Here is a 22,214-nt window from a genome sequence, read left to right as displayed (position 1 = left end):
TGGTGCTGGATAGCGGCATTATCCGCCATCGGGGTAAAATTCAGGCGATTATTACCAATGCGCAGGCCTATCTGGCAATGGAAGCCAACGGCGAAGATTTTTCGCGTTTTATCTGGGGTTTCGTCGATGGTGAGCCAAAAATTAACCATTGGTGGTGTTTGGCGGAATGCCCGGCAACGACGCCAATCTCAGATGCGATGTCTAAAGCACTCAAAAAACGTGGTTTTAAGTTTATCGGCTCCACTATTTGCTATGCCTTTATGCAGGCCAGTGGCCTGGTGAACGATCATCTGGCGAGTTGTTTCTGCCATCCGGATAACGCGATAAAATGATAAGAATTTACCAACCGGACGATATCGATGCCGTGATGCAATTGTGGCTCACCAGCACGATTGCGGCGCATCCTTTTATTGCCGAACAATATTGGCATGAGAGCGCCCCGTTGGTACGAAACACTTACCTGCCAGCAGCCCGCACTTGGGTCTATTTACACTCAAAAACCATCGGTGATGAGAATCCGATTGCAGGATTTATCAGTATTCTGGAAGAACAACTGGTGGGGGCATTGTTTGTCGCCCAACCTTTTCACGGGCAGGGTATCGCTAAGGCATTGATGGAACATGTTCAGCAGCATTACCGCGCCCTGACGCTGGAGGTCTATCAGCAAAACCAACGCGCCTGCCACTTCTACCGTAAACAGGGTTTTACCCAGATAGGGAAAGCGTATAACGCCGAGACCAAAAGCACTATTTTAACTCTGCATTGGCAACACCTATTTAATTAGCTCCTTATTTTATCCCCTGCATCTGATAAATTTTAATAAGCGTAGCGAGCGAACAATAGTATTACCCTATCTCAATACCAATTTATCAACTGGTATCAACAAGGGGGTATTATGATAAGGATGTTTATCAATAAAAAATCGCTCTTTTTTTTAATCATTATTTCACCGTCTATTTTTGCCAATGAAATTAAAAGTAAAAAAGTTTACTTTTATCCTGAAGATAGATATCAAAGTGAAACAGAGACAGCTCTCGATACTGAATATATCGATCATGGCAGATTTGAACGAGACACTGCAGGGACATTAGGTTGTGCTTTCATACCTGCATTGGCAATTTATAATTATATTACTCATAGCCGGTGTGATCAGGTGGATAAGTTATGGCATCAGATATCACATTGGTTTTCTGACGATAATAAAGATAAGGTGATGTTATTCGTTGGTAACGCCCCATTACTTAAACCGCAGCCTCCCCTCCCCGAGCATAAAAACAATCAAGCCGCCGCTTTTACACTGACATTAAACAAAATCAATACGCAATTACATCATCAGGCGCTGACCTTACCGGCCACAGCACGATTTTGCAGAACTTCAATAGATAATATTCTTGCTACTCGCTATCCACGTAGCCCCGATGATAATTGCCCACAATGGGTATCACGTATATTAGCTGACTTTACAGCGTTATTTGGTCATTCCGTACATGACTGGACACCTGAGCATCTACAGGATGTTATCACGCGGATTGATGCACAACATGTGACCGGCTATGCAGTCAATGATCAGGCCACTGAGGATCATCTGGTGAGTGAAGTCAGGGGAGCCGTAGAACGGCTGGGTTTGATTGAAATAATACAGCAAATCACCCGCGCATTTGAATATGCCCGGCTAAATTATGCGACTTATCTTGCGCATAATCCCAGAGTCTCAGAATCACCCATTACTGCACAAAGCCTGCCATTAGGGGAGTATTCGCTTTCTTTAGAGTCTTATCATTATCCCACCGAGCCGCATGCAGTACGTATTCGTGAGAATAATGAGTGGGTGGTAAGGCCCGACTTACATTTTGAGGTAGAAATCATTGAGAGCAGCGCAACAGACCGGTCGGCCATCACCCTAACTCATACCGTCATGAACCATTGGTTTAATACTTATCTGTTCGCCCCATTAAATACAGACCAGCAAGGTAACCCTCTCACTGACCTGGATCGCACCACCAGCGCAGCACGAACGACCAGCACATCGTTATTACTCGAATTAGAAGACAGCAGCAGCGATTACCTGTTTGTGGTGGTGCGCTTGAGTGGGGAAATAGTCAGCGTTCTGGGTGCAAACGGGGGTCAGGATGAGAGCGAAGAGTACTATATTGATGTTTCTGTAAGTAAACCGCGTAATGTTCTCACGCCAAATGCAGAAGGAAACGTACGTGGAGCAGGTACCGCCGCAGTGCATGAACTGGCGCGTTATTTGAAACAAAAAGGTGTGAAAATATTACGCTCTAATGTTATTTCTCAGCCCTCAGCCAGAGTAAAAAGTAAACTCGGTTTCATACATAACGAACTTTGATATTTAGCCTTTCACATTTTCCAAACAAATAATAATAGAGGTTATATTATGAGATCAAAACTTATAATTGATATTGTAACAATATTATCATTAATAACGTTATCACCAATGGTTATCGCTAATGAAATTGACAGAGAGTACACTAAAAATAAAACAATCTCACAGATTAAAAAATCGCATTTAAGCCCAGTAAATAACCAGGCAGTATGTTTATATAATGATGATAAACTATCAGGAAAGTCGATGTGTTTCGCCCCGGGAGAAAGTATTGACTTCCTCGATAGAGATGATGAACTGATAGAGAATGACACTGTTTCTTCTATCTCTATTCCTAACGGAATGTTAGCCACCATATATAAAAATGATAATTACAATTTGCCTTATTTAAATTTAATGGAATCTATCGGGCAACGCGATTTAGCTGATTTGGATATGGATAATCAAATTAGTAGCGTTAAGGTTAGTAATTCTCCCATCGAAGGTTGTAGTAAACGTTGCGTCATTCTGAATCGAATGCAATTGCCTTTATCTGATATCTTTGCTCAAAACTGGGATGATCCTAACTATCCCAATAAGCAAGTTTTACTGAGTTTTGATATTAATGACCAAAGTGTTTTTATGACAGAATTATCTTTAGGGCCAATAATATGGTTCTCTAATAGAGATTTATTCATCTTTAATAATCCGCAGAATAGCGAACCTTTGGTATTTCGCATTCATCCAGATGCTAATCGATTCTCCCTGTTATTTCACCTCAACAATAATCGTATCGCTGTAGATTATATGGAAAGCCACGGCACGGAACAAATAGCCTTATCCCCCACCATCACAGTGGCTCATGCTCCCTTTGATCGCCCAGTCGAAACCTCAGCCATCATCATTAATAACACCGGCAAGCATCCACTGATCATCGACCAGGTAGTAATGGCGGCCAGCACTGAAAATATTCAGTCGGTACACCACAGAAGCGAACGGGATACCGCCGGAACATTAGGTTGCGCGTTTATCCCCGCACTGGCGATTTATAATTACGTCACTCACAGTCGGTGCAATCAGGGCGATACTCTGTGGAGCAAGGTAACGCATTGGTTTTCTGATAAAAATAAAGATAAGCCAGTATTAGTGACCGCTAACCCCACGTTGCTAAAGCCACAACCACAACAGCCGGAAAATAGTGGCGGCGCGGCACTGGTCTTAACGAAAATCGAAACCCAGCTCCATAATCAGGCGCTCACCTTACCGGCTACTGCACAGTTTTGTAAAACGTCGATGGAGAATATCCTCGCCGAGCGCTATCCCCGTGATGTAGATGTAAACTGTCGGCAATGGGTCTCCAGAGTATTAGCTGATTTTACCCTGCTATTCGGTGATTCATTACAAAACTGGACGCTGGATGTTCTGCGCCGGGTATTAATACAAATCCATCAGGATGATACCACCGGCTTTGCAACAAGCGATCCGGCAGCAGAAAGCCGTCTGGTCAATGAGGTCAGAGAAGCTATGATTCATCTGGGGTCGGCAGATGAAGCTATCCGCCAAATCTCTCAGGCATTTGATTATACGCGCCTAAATTACGCCCGCTATCTGGCGCATAATCCTACTGCAACGGCTTATCCCTCTGCTGCCCAGCGTTTGCCATTAGGAACCTATTCACTCTCATTGGCTTCTTACCACTCTCCCACCGATCGTCCCGCTGCTCGGGTACGTGAAAATGGGGTGTGGGTGACCCACCCTGATTTATATTTTGATGTCGATATCCTTGACACTACTATCCCGGGCCAGCCAGAGATTGATGGCCCGTTGATGGACGATGCTCGGGCTGCACTCGCCGCCTGGTCCGACATTTATAATGCAGCTCCAGTCAATTACTACATCACTAACGAATATTGGTCGGAACATGACCGCACTATCGAAGCAGGGCGAGCACACAGTTACTCACTGTATAGTGAAATGCTCGCTTCTGGGAATGACTATATCTACGTTGCGGTAAGACTAAGGGGGGATATTGTCAGTCTTCTGGCAGCCACAAGAGATGAGTCGTTCGAGAACAGCCATGAAAACTACTATGTTGAATTTTTTGTCACTGACCCGAACTATGTGCTGATGCCAGAGGATGAGGAGAGCGTTCGCGGAGCGGGCCGCGCAGCAGTACAGGGGATAGCCCAATATCTGCAACAAAGGGGAGTGAAAACACTACGTTTTCGCGCTATTTCTCAACCAGCGGCACGGGTAAGCACAAAGCTTGGCTTTCATCATGATGAGTTTTAAACATCCACAGGTCACGGGCGGCAGGAGTGCGCCCGTTGAAAAGCGCCGTTCTGTGCTTTTTTCGTCGATAAACCCAGCATTTACGCTAACTACATAACACTATGAGAGTTTTCTCAATGGTATTCGCCCCTATTTTACCGGATAACGATGGCCGATAAATGCCAGCAACTGAACTGAATGCTGGTAGATGACTTATTAATCCGCTATTGGGCGACATTATCTATTTTTCGCCGAAATAGAATGCCATTTAAGGTAAAATCAATGAAAAAACGCATTCTGGCCACGGTGGCCGCCGTTTCTGTCGCACTGACACTTTCCGCTTGTACCACCAATCCCTATACCGGCGAATCACAAGCGGGTAAATCAGGTTATGGGGCAGGCATCGGGGCGGTGTTAGGCGCAGGGATTGGTATGTTGTCATCATCCAAACATGATCGGGGCAAAGGGGCGTTAATTGGTGCCGCAGCGGGGGCCGCGTTGGGTGGCGGTGCAGGCTACTACATGGATGTGCAGGAAGCCAAACTGCGTGAAAAAATGAGTGGCACAGGTGTTAGCGTGACCCGTCAGGGCGATAATATCGTGTTGAATATGCCCAACAATGTCACATTTGATACTGACAGCAGCAACCTCAAACCCGCTGGAGCCAATACCTTGACCGGCGTGGCTATGGTATTGAAAGAGTACGATAAAACCGCCGTCAATGTGACCGGCTACACCGACAGCACGGGTGCCAGAGCGCATAACATGACGCTTTCACAACAACGTGCCGACAGTGTAGGAAGCGCACTGATCGTGCAAGGTGTCGCGGCGAACCGTATCCGTACCAGCGGTGCAGGGCCGGATAATCCAGTAGCAAGCAACAGCACCGCCGCCGGTAAGGCGCAGAACCGCCGGGTTGAAATCACCTTAAGCCCACTGTAATTGTTATGGTTTTTCTGCGGATAACGCCTCGCGCTTTATCCGCACATTTTCTAGCCGGAGACATCCGGTCATCATAATTATTCCAGCTTGATACGATAAGTACAGCGCCGGGAACCGGATAAAATATGTTCAACCCGCTCAACCGGCACTCCCAGAGCTTGCTGAAATACTGATAATTCTGCCCGACAAAACCCCTGGCAACTGGTTGCGGCGGCGCAAATCGGGCAATGATTTTCAATCAACAATATTGAACCATCGGCTTGAGTCTGGCATTCCGCCATGTACCCTTCCTGAGAGCGAATAGCCACCAGCCGCTCCACCCGTTCATCAATATTATGTGCGCCTTCCATTGCCTGACAATACAGATCACGCGTTTCTTGCTCACGCGTATCTATCAATAAATTAAGCGCTTCTTCGCCTAATTTTGTGCGCACCATACGCAATAACTGAACGGTTAGCTCGCTGTGGGCATCAGGAAAACGGGCATTTCCTGCTTCGGTAAGTCGCCAAAGCTGGATAGGCCGCCCGACACCTTTTGTCTGTGCCTCCGCCACAACCAAACCCTCTTTGGCTAATTTTACGAATTGTTGGCGGGCGGCTTCCCCTGTAGTGCCGAGTATTTTTCCCGCATCTGCCGCTTGCAAGGGGCCACGCGTCTTCAGCAGCAGCAGCAGGCGCTCAGCAACAGACTGCGGCTGACTGGTCGAATAGTCGATGTTCATATCTATCCCAGTATCGTTGATGCATTTTTAATTCTGATGATTATCAGCATAACATTTTACAAGCATATGCTTGACTTATTGTTGGCCCCTGGCCTACCTTATTCCAAGTGTTTACTTGTTTAACTTTAACGTAACAACTCGCCCAACTCAATAACCAGATTTCTGGCAGGATGAATAACGTGATAATGAATGATGCAAGCCGATGGAGTGATTTGTTCTCCGGCAAAAATGCGGCTTTTGCCATAGCGCTGTCAGGTGGGGTGGTGTTACATGCCATCAATATCTATATCGCCACCACTATTTTACCGTCGGTGGTGCTGGAGATTAATGGCCTGAATTTATACGCCTGGAATACCACTCTATTTGTCACCGCGTCGATCCTCGGTTCCGCATTATCTGCCCGTTTACTCAGTGGTTATGGTGCACGCAGCGCCTATTTGTTTGCCTCACTGACCTTTATGCTGGGTAGTGCCTTATGCGCAATGGCACCGAATATGCCGCTGATGCTGGTTGGCCGAACCGTGCAAGGTTTGGGGGGCGGTTTTCTGTTCGCACTCTCTTACGCCATGATTAACTTGGTGTTTCCGCAATCATTATGGCCAAGGGCGATGGCGCTCATTTCAGGAATGTGGGGCGTGGCAACACTGATTGGCCCGGCAATTGGCGGGATATTTGCAGAAATGAACGCCTGGCGCTTTGCCTTCTGGACGTTACTGCCGGTGACACTGATTTATGCCATTTTTACCTGGCGCATCCTGCCGAAAGGAAGATCCAGCACCGCAGTCACCTCGGCATTACCGGTCACCCAACTGGTGCTATTAACCGCAATTGTCCTGACCATTTCCGCCAGCAGTATTGCCAGCAGTGGCCTGACGAATCTGGTGGGTATGGTGTTAGCAGTATTGCTGCTGGCGCTGCTATTGCGTATAGAATCCCGAGCCACCTCGCGTTTACTGCCAAAAGGAGCGCTGCGCCTTAACTCACCCCTGGCCGCACTCTATATCACCATCTCTTTACTGGCGATCGGCATTACTTGTGAGATTTTTGTCCCTTACTTCCTACAAACCATACACGGACAGTCGCCACTGATTTCTGGCTATATCGCCGCCACTATGGCTGCGGGCTGGACAATTTCTGAAGTGATGAGTGCTGGCTGGAAAAAGTCAGGTATTCGTTGGGCGATTATTAGTGGCCCAATTATTGTGCTGGTGGGAATCATTGCGCTCGCCATCCTGATGCCAGTAAGTTCACTGGGCAGTTGGCAGCAGATGGCCCCTATCGCCATTGCGCTAACATTAGTGGGTTTCGGTATCGGCTTTGGCTGGCCACACTTGCTGACCCGCATTCTGCAAGTGGCGGCGGAAGAAGATAAAGATATCGCCGGAGCCTCGATTACCACGGTACAGATGTTTGCCACCGCCGTCGGGGCTGCGATAGCCGGTATGGTGGCGAACCTTTCCGGCCTTAATGCTCCCGGCGGCGTCGCGGGTGCCGAAAACACTGCTCACTGGCTATTTACTCTGTATACCATTGCCCCGGCACTGGCGATCATTACTGCGCTACGTTGCGCGGCCATTCGCTCCCAACCCCAGCCGGTTAATAGCGTTACCAGCCACGAAGTTTTATAAAATCAGATATGCCAACCTGCCCATACGGGTTGGCCTTTTCATTAGTCGTAACATTATGAGTCTGATTAGCGCTTGATCCCGCACCGGTAGTTGCTGTTATTCTGGCTTTAAATCTTATCCTTAATTCTATTTACTCAAAGTAACTGAGGTTGTGATGAAGCCATCTATCGTGCTTTACAAAAGTATTCCTGCTGACCTGCATCAGCGTTTAGAGCAATATTTTACTGTGAACAGTTTTGATGGTTTATCTGCGGATAATCAGCCCGAACTATTATCTGCTCTGCAACAAGCTGAAGGGCTTATCGGTTCTGGCGGTAAAATTGATCAGGCGTTCTTGGAACGCGCACCGAAGCTGCGAGCTGCTTCAACCATTTCTGTTGGTTATGACAATTTTGATGTCGATGCGCTGAGCCAGCGCGGAATAGCCTTAATGCACACCCCTACCGTTCTGACCGAAACCGTGGCAGATACTATGATGGCATTGGTGCTATCCAGTGCGCGGCGGGTAGTAGAATTGGCTGAGCGCGTGAAAGCCGGAGAGTGGCAAGACAGCATCGGTGAGGATTGGTTTGGTGTCGATGTTCACCACAAAACCATCGGCATTCTCGGCATGGGCCGAATTGGTATGGCGCTGGCTCAACGAGCACACTTTGGTTTCAGCATGCCGGTGCTGTACACCAGCCGCCGCCCACATGAAGAAGCTGAAAAGCGCTTTGGTGCTCGCCGCTGCTCACTCGATACCTTGCTGGCTGAGGTTGATTTCCTCTGCATCACTTTGCCGATGACCGAACAGACTTACCATATGATAGGCCGTGAGCAACTGGCTAAAATGAAATCCAGCGCCATCTTGATCAATGCGGGTCGTGGGCCGGTGGTTGATGAGCAGGCGCTGATTGCTGCGCTGCAAGATGGCACTATTCATGCTGCCGGACTGGATGTTTTTGAACAAGAGCCACTGCCAGTGGAGTCGCCATTACTCAAATTACCGAATGTGGTTGCTGTGCCACATATTGGTTCCGCCACCCATGAAACCCGCTACAACATGGCGGCCTGCGCGGTAGATAACCTGATTGCGGCACTGACAGGCACTGTCACAGAAAACTGCGTCAACCCGCAGGTATTGCAGCAAGCATAATTTATTCTACGGGCCTGTTAGCAGGCCAAATCCCCCTCATCCGCTGCCCTCCTCCCTATAAAAACGGCTCAGGGATGAGGCTATTTCTTCGCCGTCTGGCACTCTGATATTCATAAAACTTTATACGTTTCTCAGACCCAAGGAAGACGCGTTATGAAACATCTCACGCTCGCTTTGCTACTGGTTTTGTCGCCAGCAGCCATGGCGAACTGGTCACTTCAGCATTTCCCGGCGTTTACTGAACAAGATAGCGGTATTTTCCTGAGTAGCAGCGTGCTCACCAAAGGTGAGTATCTCCTTAAATTTTATCAAGATAAGCAATGCTGGCAGCCAACCGGGCCGGTGAAACTGAATCAGACATTTTCGCTGCAACCCTGCCAGAATCAGGCTGATATCCAGTGGAAGCTGTTCCGCGATGGCCAGTATCAGGTGCGTATTGATACCCGCAGCGGCACGCCAACACTCACCTTGAGTATCAAAGAACCGGTGGCGGAAACCGTCAAAGTCGTGGCTCACAGTTGTCAGCGCTGGGATGGAAAGCCGGTGACGATTGATGTCAGCAAAACCTTCGTTGAAGGCGAAATGGTGCGGGATTTCTATTCTGGCCAAACAGCAAAAGTTTCCCTCGGTAAAATCACACTGCAACCCAGCCCTGAGAGTGGCGGATTATTGCTGCTAGAGTCAGCAAAAACCCAGCATGCGGCGCCTTTTAGTTGGCAAAATGCCACGGTTTATTTTGCTCTGACAGATCGATTTAAAAACGGTAACCCAGACAATGACCACAGCTACGGTCGCCACAGCGATGCCATGCAGGAAATCGGTACTTTCCACGGTGGTGACCTGGCTGGCCTAACCGAAAAACTTGATTATCTGCAACAGCTTGGGGTCAATGCGTTGTGGATAACTTCTCCACTGGAGCAAATTCACGGCTGGGTCGGGGGCGGAACCAAAGGTGACTTCCCGCATTACGCCTATCATGGTTATTACGGCCTGGATTGGTCTCGGCTGGATGCCAACATGGGCACCGAACAGGATTTGCATAAACTGGTTGAGCAAGCCCATAAGCGCGGTATCCGCATTCTATTTGATGTAGTTATGAATCATGTGGGATATGCCACTCTGGCAGATATGCAGAGCTACCAGTTCGGCGCGCTGTATTTGCAAGGTGATCAGTTGGAAAAAACTCTGGGTAAAAACTGGACAGACTGGACACCTGGCAAAGGGCAAACCTGGCATAGTTTTAATGATTACATCAACTTTAGTGATAAAGCCGCATGGGATAATTGGTGGGGTAAGAAATGGATCCGCACCGATATTGGTGATTATGATTCCCCAGGCTATGACGACCTGACCATGTCGCTGGCTTTCCTGCCGGACATTAAAACCGAATCTACCCAACCCAGCGGTTTGCCGGTGTTTTATCGCCATAAACCCGATACCGCAGCACGAGAAATAGCCGGAGCCACTCCGCGTGATTACCTCACGCATTGGTTGAGTCAATGGGTTCGCGATTATGGTATCGACGGTTTTCGTGTTGATACCGCCAAGCATGTCGAGAAACCCGCCTGGCAACAACTTAAGCAGCAAAGCACTGCGGCTCTGGCTGAGTGGAAAGCCGCTCACCCGGATCAGGCGCTGGATAACTTACCCTTCTGGATGACCGGTGAAGCCTGGGGCCACGGCGTGATGAAGAGCGATTATTACCAAAACGGCTTTGATGCCATGATTAATTTTGATTTTCAGGATCAAGCCAAACAAGCACTGGCCTGTTTCTCATCCATTGACGGCACTTATCAACAAATGGCGGATAAACTGCAAGGTTTCAATGTGTTGAGTTATATTTCATCCCATGATACCCGGCTGTTTTTTAAAGATGACGCACAACAATCCTTGGTGAAACAGCAACGTGCGGGTGATCTGCTGCTGCTGGCTCCGGGGGCAGTGCAAATCTTCTATGGCGATGAAAGTGGACGAGAGTTCGGCCCTACCGGGTCAGATCCATTGCAAGGAACCCGCTCGGATATGAACTGGAATGAACTGACCGGAGAAAAAGGCGCGCTGTTGGCGCACTGGCAAAAAGTCAGTCAGTTCCGCGCCCGTCACCCAGCGATTGGTGCAGGCGTGCAGCTGTCGCAACAAACCGCTGATTACTATGCTTTTAGTCGCCAACATCAGAGCGATAAAGTATTAGTAGTTTGGGTCGGGGACAAAAAAGAGTAAACCAGTTTATTATTTTGCAATAATACTTCCTGCCGATATTTTCACGCGGCAGGAAGAATTCTTTCCGCATTGCGTCCGCTTTTATCTGCGAGTATGGTAGCTGTTCACTTACGGATAACAATAAATTTTCATTTATGAAGTTTTCACTTTTCGGCGACAAATTCACCCGCTACGCGGGTATCACCAGACTGATGGACGACCTCAATGACGGCCTGAGAACTCCGGGTTCTATCATGCTTGGCGGAGGTAATCCGGCGCATATTCCCGAGATGGATGCTTATTTCCAACAACTTTGTCAGGAAATGCTGGAACGCGGGCAATTGACCGAGGCGTTGTGCAATTATGACGGGCCACAAGGGAAAGACCTGCTGCTAAAAGCACTGGCAAAAATGCTGCGCGATGAGTTGGGTTGGCAAATTGAGCCACAGAACATTGCACTAACAAATGGCAGTCAAAGCGCGTTTTTCTACTTATTTAATTTATTCGCTGGCCGCTATGCCGATGGCAATCGTCGGCGGGTATTATTCCCGCTGGCACCGGAGTATCTCGGTTATGCAGATGCGGGCCTCGACGAAGATTTGTTTGTCTCTGCCAAACCCAATATTGAGCTATTGCCAGAAGGGCAATTCAAATATCACGTCGATTTTGAACACCTCAATATTACCGATGATATAGGCCTGATTTGCGTTTCACGGCCCACCAACCCGACTGGCAATGTGATTACTGACGAAGAGTTGATTCGGCTGGATGCTATTGCCCAGCAACGTGGTATTCCGTTATTGATTGATAATGCTTATGGCGTGCCCTTCCCTGGCATTATCTTTACTGACGCCACACCGCTGTGGAACCCGAATATCATTCTGTGCATGAGCTTGTCGAAACTGGGTCTTCCCGGTTCACGCTGTGGGATAGTGATTGCTGATGAGAAAGTCATTTCAGCCATCACTAACATGAATGGCATTATCAGTTTGTCACCGGGAAGTTTAGGGCCAGCGATTGCCGCCGAAATGATTGAGCGTGGTGATCTGTTGCGTTTATCCAACGAGGTCATCCGGCCATTCTATTTTGAACGGGTACAGCAAACTATTGCTATTCTGCGCAAATACTTACCGCCGGAACGCTGCCTGATCCACAAACCGGAAGGGGCAATATTCCTCTGGCTGTGGTTTAAAGATTTGCCGATCAGCACTGAACTGTTGTATCAACGCCTGAAAAAACGCGGTGTGTTGATGGTACCTGGCCACTACTTCTTCCCCGGTCTGGAATATGACTGGCCGCATACTCATCAGTGCATGCGGATGAATTATGTCCCGGCACCGGAAGATATCGAAAAGGGTGTGGCGATTCTGGCCGAAGAAATTGAGTTGGCGTATCAGGAAGCACAGTAAAACAGCCATTCTTAGCTTCAATAACAGAGTAAAGAGTGGAGAGAACAGGCCGATCGTAAAGACGCCGTAAACCCCTCCCTGGGGGCTCGAGCCGCGCCTTCCCTGGCGCGGACGCTTTACTCTTCGGCCTATCCTTTCCACTTAGTCATTGCCATAGCTGCCGACCAAACTACCCGCTATAGTGTCCAGAACAGCACGGCAAGTATCTGCGGCGACATGATTCGTAAGAACATCGCCAACGGATAAACAGTTGCATAAGACAGTGCTGCTGCACCGCTGGTGGGGTGCAAACCATTGGCAAAGGCCAATGCCGGTGGATCAGTCATTGAACCAGCTAACATGCCGCACAACGTCAGATAGTTCATCTTAGCCAGCATGCGCGCCAGAATGCCCACGGTCAGTAGCGGTATCCCGGTGATCATCGCCCCGTAGCCAATCCACGCCAGCCCATCACCATTGACCAGCGTATTGATGAAATCACCGCCAGACTTTAGCCCAACCACCGACAAGAACAGCACAATCCCCAGTTCACGCAAGGCCAGGTTGGCACTCGGCGGCATAAACCAATATAGCTTGCCGATGCTACCAATACGCCCAAGGATAAGTGCGACCACTAGCGGGCCACCCGCCAATCCCAAACGCAGTGCCGCCGGAAACCCCGGAATAAACAGTGGGATTGACCCTAACAACACTCCCAGACCGACGCCAATAAAGACAGGAAGCATTTGAACTTGCTGTAGTTTTTGCTGCGCGTTGCCCACAACAGCAGAAACGGCCTCAATAGATTCCGGACGCCCTACCAGATTAAGAATGTCACCAAATTGCAGGCTGGCATTGTTACTGGCGACTAACTCAATCCCAGCACGGTTTAATCGAGTGATTGCCACGTCATATTTCTGTTTCAGGTTTAAGTCGCGAATTTTCTTACCCAAAACTGCCTCATTGGTCACCACCACGCGAGCGGTCTGCAACACTGTGCTGGCCGTAGACAAGGTGACATCAACCTCTTCCCCGACCACCAGTCGCACTTTCTCCAAAGCCTCGCGCTGCCCAACTAAATGCAGATAGTCACCTAGCTCAATGACGGTGCCTGACAACGGAACCATCAATAAATCACCGCGCTTCAAGCGGGAACAGACCACCTCATCGCTGTTCAGTAATGGCACATCCTGCATTGATAGACCATGCAGATTGGGGTTTCGTACCGCCACGTTCATGGTTTGCAGCAATTCACGGTTCTGCCCGTGGCTGCTATCAAACTCTTTAGCTTCACGATCAACGTTGATTTTAAAGAATAAACGGATCAGCCACATCACCAACAAAATACCGCAAATACCGAATGGATAGGCCATGGCATAACCCATCCCCATTTGGCTGACCAATTGGGGTGGCGAACCTAAATCAGTGAGGATTTGTTGTGCTGCCCCAAGAGCTGGGGTGTTAGTCACCGCACCTGAAAATATGCCAAGAATAATGGGCAGTGGCACCGCAAACAATTTATGGATAATTGCGGTCACTAACCCACCGACAACAACCATCAGGATGGCAAAGCAATTAAGCCGCAACCCCGAGACCCGCAGTGAAGAGAAGAACCCCGGCCCCACCTGAATGCCGATGGTATAAACAAACAGAATCAGGCCAAATTCCTGAATGAAATGCAGCATGTCTCCATTTAGAACCAGTTCGTAAGTTTGTGCAAAATGGCCCACGATAATGCCGCCAAATAGCACCCCGCCGATACCTAACCCCACACCATAGACTTTCCAATTACCGATCCATAACCCCAATACGGCGACCAGCGCCAACATACTGACGGTAAGGGCGATAGCACTCATAAATCACTTCCTTGCCTAAGTTTAAAAACCGGTCGGCCACGTGGCATGTTATTTGGTAATACATGGCCTTAAATTCTTACAATTAGTAAGGATTCTGTCAGAAGGAGAGGAAAGTGAATGTGGGATGCACCACAAAATGCACCGGAGAGTGGGGAATCTCTCCGGTGAAAAAACAAACACGGAAAAGTTTAATACTAAAAGGACAAAACAAGGAGAGGGGTATTCGTTACCGGCACCTCAGGCAGAGGTGCCGGTCATCATAATTACTGCTGTTCTGATTGCTCGGTTGCAACCGGATTATCTAATACCTGATGCTCTTGAGGAGCGGCACTGCCAATGCTAATACGCTGTGGTTGCAGTGCTTCTGGTACCTGGCGCAACAGATCAATATGCAGCAGGCCATTTTCAAATTGAGCATTATCAACATTCAGATGCTCTGCCAAAGTAAAGGTCAATGAGAACTCTTTACGCACCAGGCCTTGATGCAGGTATTCAACCTGTTTTTCAGCCGGTGTTGGCTTACCGCGCACAGTCAAGCGCGGGCCTTCTACTTCAATATCCAGTTCGCTCTGTTTAAAACCGGCCAATGCCAGTGAAATGCGATAGTGGTTATCGTCAGTTTTCTCAATATTATAGGGAGGGAACCCCTGAGAATCCTGACCGCCCTGCATTGAACTGGCTAATTTATCAAAACCAATCCACTGACGAAGTAAAGGTGACAAATCATAATTACGCATATATATAACTCCTTCTTTGAAGCGAGATAATAGAAAGCCTCTCAGTCCCCGATTACGGCAGACTTGGCTCAGTTATGAATAATGTGAATTAGTCACATTATTGAAAAACTATTTACTAAACCTATTATTTAATTTCAATACGACGTGGTTTTAAACTTTCTGGTACTAAACGCTCCAGATCGATATACAACAAACCATTGACTAAATTGGCACCTTTAATTTTAATGTGCTCAGCCAACTGGAATTTACGCTCAAAGTTTCGCTCAGCGATACCTTGATATAAATAAGTTCGTTGTGCTGGTTCATTGGCATGAGAACCGCGAACAATCAACAGGTTGTCCTGAGTGACAATTTCCAGTTCCTGTTCTGCAAAGCCTGCTACCGCGATCGCGATGCGATAGTTATTTTCATCGACCAATTCGACGTTATAAGGAGGATAGCCACCATTACTTTGATTCTGGCCAGATTCTAATAGATTAAATAACCGGTCGAAACCGATAGCTGAACGATACAGTGGTGCAAGCTCGGAATTACGCATAAAAACTGCCTCCTAAATATATTAGCAAGGATGTTGTCATATTTTGTATTAAGCCTTCCACTCTGGACAGGCTGTTGGTCTGAATACCCTGTCGGCGTATTCTCTCTGACCTGATAATAAAATGAGGTCGGCAATCTTCTTTTCAAGAGCAAAATCAAAAAAAATTTCACAAGAAAAATCTTAATAAGAAGTTTATTAATCTCATTATTCGATAAATGCACTGTTATAACTTACACTTAGGTAAATTTACCTCACAAGACTGAATCTTTCACCATAGGAACTGTCTGTAAGGTGGTGTAAAAATCATGTCAAAACCTGACATTTATAGTGGGTTGAACGTTGTAACCTGTAACTCCCCGGTATGATGAGAGCTGAAAAAAACAATGAAAAATACAGTTATCCCTTTTGTTACCGGCTGTTCGCTGCTTTTATCCGGCGGCTGTTCCAGTATTATGACTCATACCAGCAGCAGTCAGGGTTATTACTCCGGTACTGAAGCCAATGTGGCGATGCTCAAAGATGATAATACCGGTTGGGCGCTGCGCCCCCTACTCGCGGTTGATTTGCCGTTCTCAGCGGTGATGGACACTTTACTGTTGCCGTATGATTACTTGCGTTCCGACAGCGAAGATAAAATGGCCAGCTCCCCTCGTGAGCGCATCCGCCAATCCGAAGCGCAGAACCAGTCAGCAGCCCACCCCGCAGATACGCCAGTACAGTGAGTTAGTCTACTTTGACGGTAAAAATTTGTGCTAAGCCGTCGATTTCCCGCATAAAGGCCACTTTAGTACCATCGGGCGAAAACACCACTGCATCCGCCATGGGTGCAATAGCACTCCGCGCGGTCAATCGCCGCACTTGACCGGTGGTACTATCACACTGCATCACACTGTTATCACATACAAATGCCAGACTGTGTCCTTGTGGGTGCCAACTGAATGCTGACTGAATCCCCCCCTCCGTAAATGTCAGTTGCCGTGGTTCACCACCATTGGGTGAAACCAACCACAACTGCACCACACCCTCATCATCTTTCATTAAACAAGCAATGGCACTGCCGTCGGGGGAGGTTCGCAGCCAATGCCGCGGGCTGGTCGCCAGCCCTGGGAAACGCCGCTCAGTCGTAAAGGTTAACCGTCGTTGCCTGACGCCTGCAGGTGGGGCTGGCATGGTGGTTTGAGTTCCCTCTAATGGCTCTTCACCAGCACGAGCATAATCTCGGTCATGCTCTGGTAAATCAGCAATAAAGATTTCTGGAATTTTTTCGCCCTGCGCCGAAAGCGTGTCACCAATAAATGCCAATGCCCAGCGCTGGCGAGTACCGTCCGTTTTCAGATACCCCTGCGAGCCAATCCAACCCTCTTCATAAGCGCGGTTTATTTGGTCACTACCCGCCAGGGGCGTAGGGGTCGTTCGAGTCACTAACACACAGAAATGGCTACCATCATATTCACGCGGATGTTGCTTTGGCGGATTAACACCATGCAGAGGCAAGGCCACGCCCACGTTACGGCAATCCAGTGCGGGGTCTTGTTCGTGCAGCACATGGTCGTTATAGGTAAAACTCAGGCGACTGCCGTCAGGGCTGAAAACATGCACATGGCTGCCTCCGCGCAACGCGCCGGGAGTAAAGGGTGGCGTGATATCCATGGCATCCAATGTGACCGCCAATTCTCTGTCCGGCTCCGTGACAATCACCCCTCGCCGGTGATGGAAATCATAATGCCAGTGGCTATCTGGGTGTTCCGGGCCATGAATAAACACATAGCGTGCTGGATTATCAGGGCTCACGGTCACCACACCGACATGAGCGCCATGCTGAGCACGATAAATAACTTCAATCTCACCGGTGATGCAATTAACCCGCTCAATGGTTAAACCACTAAACGTACTGCCATTAGGCCGCACATCATATGCCAGCCATTGGCTATCGGGCGTCCAAACGTTGATGTTGGTGAGCTGATGACCTCTGGGATCAAAGGTGAGTTGCTGTTCCTGTATGGAATCGCATTTTTGCATGTTCATGCTATCAACTCTTTTATGTTAGGTTGCAAATAACGTTTTTTTGCTAAATCTGTATGTCATTATGGCATACAGATTGTCTGAGGGCTGCCCGCAGTTTGTTGTAAGTAATCTATTGAAAAATAAAAATATAAAGGAACCGATATGAACACCTTATTCGATGCTATCAAAGAGGCCCACCAGGCATTACGCCCACAGGTAAGGGTGACACCACTGGAATATAGCCCATTGCTGTCCCAGCACAGTGGCTGCGAAATCTATCTCAAATGTGAGCATCTACAGCACACCGGTTCTTTTAAATTTCGCGGAGCCAGTAACAAACTACGTTTATTAACTGACGAGCAACGCCAACGCGGTGTTATCACCGCATCTACCGGCAATCACGGACAAGCCATGGCGCTGGCAGGTAAATTGGCAGGAGTGAAGGCCACCATTTATGCACCAGAGCAAGCCGCTGCCATCAAATTAGAAGCCATTCGCGCGCTGGGCGGAGAAGTTGAGCTGATCCCAGGGGATGCATTAAATGCAGAACTGGCCGCGGATAGTGCCGCACAGCAGCAGGGTAAAATCTATATCTCCCCTTATAACGATAGGCAGATTATTGCCGGGCAAGGGACTTGTGGTATGGAAATGGTTGAACAACAGCCAAATCTGGATGCGGTATTTGTGGCGGTGGGTGGCGGTGGATTGATTTCCGGTATTGCCACGGTGCTGAAAAAACTCTCGGATAAAACTCAGATTATTGGGTGTTGGCCAGCCAACGCCACCAGTATGTATACCAGCCTCGAAAACGGTAAAATTCAAGAGGTAGCGGAGCAAGAGACTCTGTCTGATGGCACCGCTGGGGGCGTAGAACCAGGAGCAATAACCTTTGCACTTTGCCAGCAATTAATTGACCAGAAAGTGCTGGTGAGTGAACAGGAAATCAAAGATGCCATGCGTTTGATTGCCCATACTGACCGCTGGATGATTGAAGGTGCCGCCGGTGTAGCGCTGGCGGCAGCACTAAAACAGGCACCACTTTGGCAAGGTAAGAAAGTGGCCGTAGTGCTGTGCGGAAAGAATATTGTGCTGAAAAAATACCTGGGAGCGGTCAGCGAATGATTATTCTGAATAAGCAGCAGATTCTCGACAAGTTCGATGCTGATGCCGTCACGTTGCTACTCAAAGCAGGGTTTATTGCGTTTAGCCAAAAACAGGTACAAATGCCACCGGTACAACATTTGCTGTTTGAACAAGCAGAGGGCGACTGTTGTATTAAAAGTGGCTATTTGCAGGGCGATAGCCAATTTGTAGTGAAAGTCTCAAGCGGTTTTTATCATAACCCGGCTCAAGGACTGGCCAGTAATCAGGGGCTAATGATGGCGTTTTCTGCCCAGACCGGTGAGCCTCAGGCGCTATTGCTCGATGAGGGCTGGTTAACTGCGCTGCGCACCGCATTGGCCGGACGTATTGTGGCCGAGCTGTGTGCACCACAGCATATCCGCGCTATCGGTATCGTCGGTACGGGAATGCAAGCACGGTTGCACCTGATGTACCTGAAAAGTGTGATTTCGTGTCGTCAGCTATGGGTTTGGGGCCGCAGTGAAACTGCATTAGAAGAATACCGCCAATATGCCCAGACAGAAGGTTTTGCAGTCAATACCACCTTGGATGCTGCAGAGTTAGGCCGTCACTGCCAGTTTATTGTCACCACTACCCCTAGCAGGGAGGCTATTTTGCATGCTGCTGATATCCAGCCCGGTACACACATTACCGCCGTCGGAGCTGATGGTGCAGGTAAACACGAACTGACACCGGAGCTGGTGGCAAAAGCTGATAAAATTTTGGTAGATTCGTGGGCGCAATGTACTGAATTTGGTGAAATTTCATCGGCATTTCAACAGCAGTTATTAGCGCATCACACCTTAACCGAGATGGGTACAGCTTTAGCTCAGGGCGTACCTTTCAGAGACAATGATCAGCAGATTACCTTAGCGGATTTAACCGGATTAGGGATTCAGGATGTGCAAATAGTGAAAGGGATTCTGGAATAGCTTGATTGATAACGCCAGGGCTGATGAAAAAACGTAGAGCATGCATGATCGCGAAAATATCAGGAGAAAGCACAATGAAAATAGCTGCATTCGATATTGGCGGAACTTCGCTGAAAATGGGCATTGTTTCATCCGAAGGAAAAATTCTGGTACAGGATAAAGCTGCAATACAGAATAGTGATGGTGACCAAATACTGGCCGAAATACTACGCTGGCTCGATCTGCAACACGGTTACGAAGGCATTGCCATCAGCGTCCCTGGGTACGTCAATCCATTCACCGGTCTGATTACCAATGGTGGGTCAATTCGCAGATTTGATCACTTTAACCTGAAGATTTGGCTAGAACAGCAGTGTAACTTACCTGTAAGCATCGAAAATGATGCTAATTGTGCATTACTGGCAGAAAAATGGCTGGGTAAAGCGCGTCAGCTAAATGACTTTCTCTGTTTAACCATTGGCACCGGCATTGGCGGTGGAATTTTCTCTAATGGCAACCTGGTTCGTGGCGGACATTTCCGCGCTGGTGAATTTGGTTATATGTTTAGCTCACGGCCTGGAGCGGAGCGCCCTGGCAGCTATACAATGAACGAAACCTCTACCTTACTGGTATTACGTAAACGTTATGCCGAAAAAATAAATCGCCCGCTTGAATCAGTCACTGGCGAAGAGATATTCAGTGGCTATGATAATGGCTGCTCCATTTGCCGACGTCTGGTAGATGCTTTTTATAATGACATTTGTGCCGGCATATATAACCTGGTTTATCTTTTTGATCCGACACATATTTTTATTGGCGGAGGAATTACCGAAAGAGAGACATTCCTCGATGAATTAAGTAACCAGCTGAATTGGTTTGATATCAAAGATACTGTTATTGATACGACAACTCACAAGAATAACTCAGGAATATTAGGCGCTGTGTATCATTTTCATCAAACTCACAAAGCCCCATAATATTGACTAGTCGCCATTAAGAATATTGGTTTACAGATCGGAATAACCATCATAAAAGGCCCACAATATGGGCCTTAAATTGGCTGTTACCGCGAAACTGGCCACCGCCAAAACTCAGAGCACATACTTCTCAATAGCCATTGCCACACCGTCTTCACTATTGGTGCCCGTTACAAACTGCGCTATCTCTTTCAGTTCAGGGATGGCATTGCCCATTGCAACACCGACACCGGCGTAATTAACCATTGCGATATCATTACCCTGATCGCCCAGAGCCATAATATTTTCCTGTGGGATACCTAAATGGTCAGCCAGCATTTTCACCCCAGTCCCCTTATCAACCCGTTTACTCAAAATTTCCAGGTAAAACGGGGCGCTTTTCATGATGGTAAAGCGCTCAAAAACTTCCGCTGGCATCATCGCTAAGGCGCGATCCAGTTTTTCTGGCTCATCAATCATCATCACTTTCGGGAAGCGCAAGGCGGGATCCATCTCTTCTACCGCACGATATTTCAATGGAATACCGGTCAGCATCACTTCATGCAGAGTGTATTTGCTGATGTCTTTATTAGCGGTATATAAAGTATCAAAATCAAAAGCCTGGAAACTGACCCCCATTTCTCGCGACAAAGCTTCGAAATAAAGATAATCCTCAAAACTGAGGGTTTCTTGCAAAATACACTCACCCGTAGCCGCTTTTTGTACTAATGCACCGTTATTACTGATGCAATAGTCGCCACTGTTTTCCATGTTCAGTTCGCGTAAATAACGCTGGACCCCGATATAAGGCCGCCCCGTGGCCAATACCACGCAGACCCCTTTCGCCCGGGCAGCATCAATAGCCTGCTTTACTCGTGGGGTAATTTCATGCTGCGTATTTAGCAACGTGCCGTCCATATCGATAGCGATTAATTCAATAGCCATAGGTCCTCACATTTATATAGCGAATGACTCATGCTAACGCGATTCAGCGCTCAAATGCTAGCAAGTCCGTGTACTGCACAAATGCCATCGGCCATGATGAGACAAAAAAAAAGCCCAGTAGCAGTTTCCCGCTCTGGGCTTTTCTATCTGATCAATAAGTTACCTGATTAGATATCGATATTTGCTGCTCGCAACGCATTCTCTTCGATAAAGGCACGACGAGGTTCAACCGCATCGCCCATCAGAGTGGTAAACAACTGGTCTGCCGCAATCGCATCTTTCACCATCACCCGCAACATACGGCGGCTGGTTGGATCCATAGTGGTTTCCCACAGTTGCTCTGGGTTCATTTCACCCAGACCTTTATAGCGCTGGATTGCCAGACCACGACGCGACTCTTTAACCAGCCAGTCCAGTGCATCTTCGAAGCTTGAAACCGGCACACGGCGCTCGCCACGTTCAACAAAAGCACCTTCTTCGATTAAGCCGCGCAACTTGTCGCCCAACAGACAGATCTTGCGATATTCACCACCG

At 48.0% G+C, this 22,214-nt stretch carries 19 protein-coding genes and 1 pseudogene; 13 read left to right on the top strand and 7 right to left on the bottom strand.

Going from position 1 to position 22,214, the window contains the following annotated elements; all coding sequences use genetic code 11:
- The 5 genes from ACNSO8_RS14955 to ACNSO8_RS14935 form a co-directional block, all read left to right on the top strand.
- Positions 1–332: DNA-3-methyladenine glycosylase I (locus tag ACNSO8_RS14955; protein WP_418395109.1), on the top strand; the 332-nt coding region annotated here is incomplete at its 5' end.
- Complete coding sequence (locus ACNSO8_RS14950) at positions 329–784, top strand: N-acetyltransferase (RefSeq protein ID WP_019081447.1); 456 nt, start codon at positions 329–331, stop codon at positions 782–784. The genes ACNSO8_RS14955 and ACNSO8_RS14950, both read left to right, overlap by 4 nt.
- Before the next feature lie 120 nt (positions 785–904).
- The gene (locus tag ACNSO8_RS14945; protein WP_418395110.1) at positions 905–2,350 is read left to right on the top strand and encodes a GNAT family N-acetyltransferase; all 1,446 of its coding nucleotides are present in this window, start codon (positions 905–907) and stop codon (positions 2,348–2,350) included.
- A gap of 243 nt (positions 2,351–2,593) precedes the next feature.
- Entirely contained in the window at positions 2,594–4,618 is a 2,025-nt protein-coding gene (locus ACNSO8_RS14940; protein ID WP_418395108.1) for a GNAT family N-acetyltransferase, read from the top strand.
- Between the two features lie 261 nt (positions 4,619–4,879).
- Positions 4,880–5,539 carry an OmpA family lipoprotein gene (locus tag ACNSO8_RS14935; protein WP_019081450.1) on the top strand — a complete coding sequence of 220 codons (660 nt, stop codon included), beginning with the start codon at positions 4,880–4,882 and terminating at the stop codon, positions 5,537–5,539.
- A 77-nt stretch (positions 5,540–5,616) separates the two neighbouring features.
- On the opposite strand, the gene ACNSO8_RS14930 is transcribed toward ACNSO8_RS14935, so the two are convergent.
- A complete protein-coding gene (locus tag ACNSO8_RS14930) occupies positions 5,617–6,261 on the bottom strand; it encodes a helix-turn-helix transcriptional regulator (protein WP_050159335.1) in 645 nt (214 codons plus the stop codon).
- Positions 6,262–6,446: 185 nt separating this feature from the next.
- Between ACNSO8_RS14930 and ACNSO8_RS14925 the strand changes: the two genes are divergently transcribed.
- From ACNSO8_RS14925 to ACNSO8_RS14910, 4 genes are all read left to right on the top strand, one after another.
- Complete coding sequence (locus tag ACNSO8_RS14925; protein ID WP_263700785.1) at positions 6,447–7,889, top strand: MFS transporter; 1,443 nt, start codon at positions 6,447–6,449, stop codon at positions 7,887–7,889.
- 154 nt (positions 7,890–8,043) lie between these two features.
- A complete protein-coding gene (gene ghrB, locus ACNSO8_RS14920; protein WP_263696404.1) occupies positions 8,044–9,024 on the top strand; it encodes a glyoxylate/hydroxypyruvate reductase GhrB in 981 nt (326 codons plus the stop codon).
- Between the two features lie 153 nt (positions 9,025–9,177).
- The gene (locus tag ACNSO8_RS14915) at positions 9,178–11,244 is read left to right on the top strand and encodes an alpha-amylase (protein ID WP_418395107.1); all 2,067 of its coding nucleotides are present in this window, start codon (positions 9,178–9,180) and stop codon (positions 11,242–11,244) included.
- 134 nt (positions 11,245–11,378) lie between these two features.
- Entirely contained in the window at positions 11,379–12,632 is a 1,254-nt protein-coding gene (locus ACNSO8_RS14910) for a valine--pyruvate transaminase (protein ID WP_019081454.1), read from the top strand.
- Between the two features lie 176 nt (positions 12,633–12,808).
- Here ACNSO8_RS14910 and ACNSO8_RS14905 read toward each other — a convergent pair whose 3' ends face one another.
- The 3 genes from ACNSO8_RS14905 to ibpA all read right to left on the bottom strand — a co-directional run bounded on the left by ACNSO8_RS14905 (position 12,809) and on the right by ibpA (position 15,742).
- Positions 12,809–14,467 carry a putative transporter gene (locus ACNSO8_RS14905; protein ID WP_019084182.1) on the bottom strand — a complete coding sequence of 553 codons (1,659 nt, stop codon included), beginning with the start codon at positions 14,465–14,467 and terminating at the stop codon, positions 12,809–12,811.
- A gap of 263 nt (positions 14,468–14,730) precedes the next feature.
- Positions 14,731–15,204, bottom strand: coding sequence for a small heat shock chaperone IbpB (gene ibpB / locus ACNSO8_RS14900; protein ID WP_005161076.1), 474 nt, complete (start codon positions 15,202–15,204; stop codon positions 14,731–14,733).
- Positions 15,205–15,328: 124 nt separating this feature from the next.
- The gene (gene ibpA / locus ACNSO8_RS14895) at positions 15,329–15,742 is read right to left on the bottom strand and encodes a small heat shock chaperone IbpA (protein WP_046694351.1); all 414 of its coding nucleotides are present in this window, start codon (positions 15,740–15,742) and stop codon (positions 15,329–15,331) included.
- A 383-nt stretch (positions 15,743–16,125) separates the two neighbouring features.
- On the opposite strand from ibpA, the gene ACNSO8_RS14890 reads away from it, so the two are divergent.
- Entirely contained in the window at positions 16,126–16,464 is a 339-nt protein-coding gene (locus ACNSO8_RS14890; protein ID WP_046051931.1) for a YceK/YidQ family lipoprotein, read from the top strand.
- 1 nt (position 16,465) lies between these two features.
- Here ACNSO8_RS14890 and ACNSO8_RS14885 read toward each other — a convergent pair whose 3' ends face one another.
- Positions 16,466–17,767, bottom strand: a complete 1,302-nt coding sequence (locus ACNSO8_RS14885; RefSeq protein ID WP_050877742.1) for a DUF3748 domain-containing protein — start codon at positions 17,765–17,767, stop codon at positions 16,466–16,468.
- A gap of 141 nt (positions 17,768–17,908) precedes the next feature.
- On the opposite strand from ACNSO8_RS14885, the gene ACNSO8_RS14880 reads away from it, so the two are divergent.
- From ACNSO8_RS14880 to ACNSO8_RS14870, 3 genes are all read left to right on the top strand, one after another.
- Positions 17,909–18,868: a threonine/serine dehydratase gene (locus ACNSO8_RS14880; RefSeq protein WP_418395106.1), complete on the top strand. Its 960-nt coding sequence runs from the start codon at positions 17,909–17,911 to the stop codon at positions 18,866–18,868.
- Entirely contained in the window at positions 18,865–19,800 is a 936-nt protein-coding gene (locus ACNSO8_RS14875; protein ID WP_418395105.1) for an ornithine cyclodeaminase family protein, read from the top strand. Before ACNSO8_RS14880 ends, ACNSO8_RS14875 begins: the two co-directional genes overlap by 4 nt.
- A 74-nt stretch (positions 19,801–19,874) precedes the next feature.
- Entirely contained in the window at positions 19,875–20,756 is an 882-nt protein-coding gene (locus ACNSO8_RS14870) for an ROK family protein (RefSeq protein WP_418395104.1), read from the top strand.
- A 114-nt stretch (positions 20,757–20,870) separates the two neighbouring features.
- Here ACNSO8_RS14870 and yidA read toward each other — a convergent pair whose 3' ends face one another.
- Both yidA and gyrB read right to left on the bottom strand, forming a co-directional pair.
- A complete protein-coding gene (yidA, locus tag ACNSO8_RS14865) occupies positions 20,871–21,680 on the bottom strand; it encodes a sugar-phosphatase (RefSeq protein ID WP_418395103.1) in 810 nt (269 codons plus the stop codon).
- Positions 21,681–21,847: 167 nt separating this feature from the next.
- Positions 21,848–22,214 (bottom strand): annotated as a pseudogene (gyrB, locus tag ACNSO8_RS14860) (DNA gyrase subunit B); the annotation flags it as partial.

This window comes from Yersinia sp. LJYL362 (genome assembly GCF_048323875.1).
Note: the sequence above shows the minus strand (reverse complement) of the source record. Positions and strands in the feature narration are given on the sequence as shown.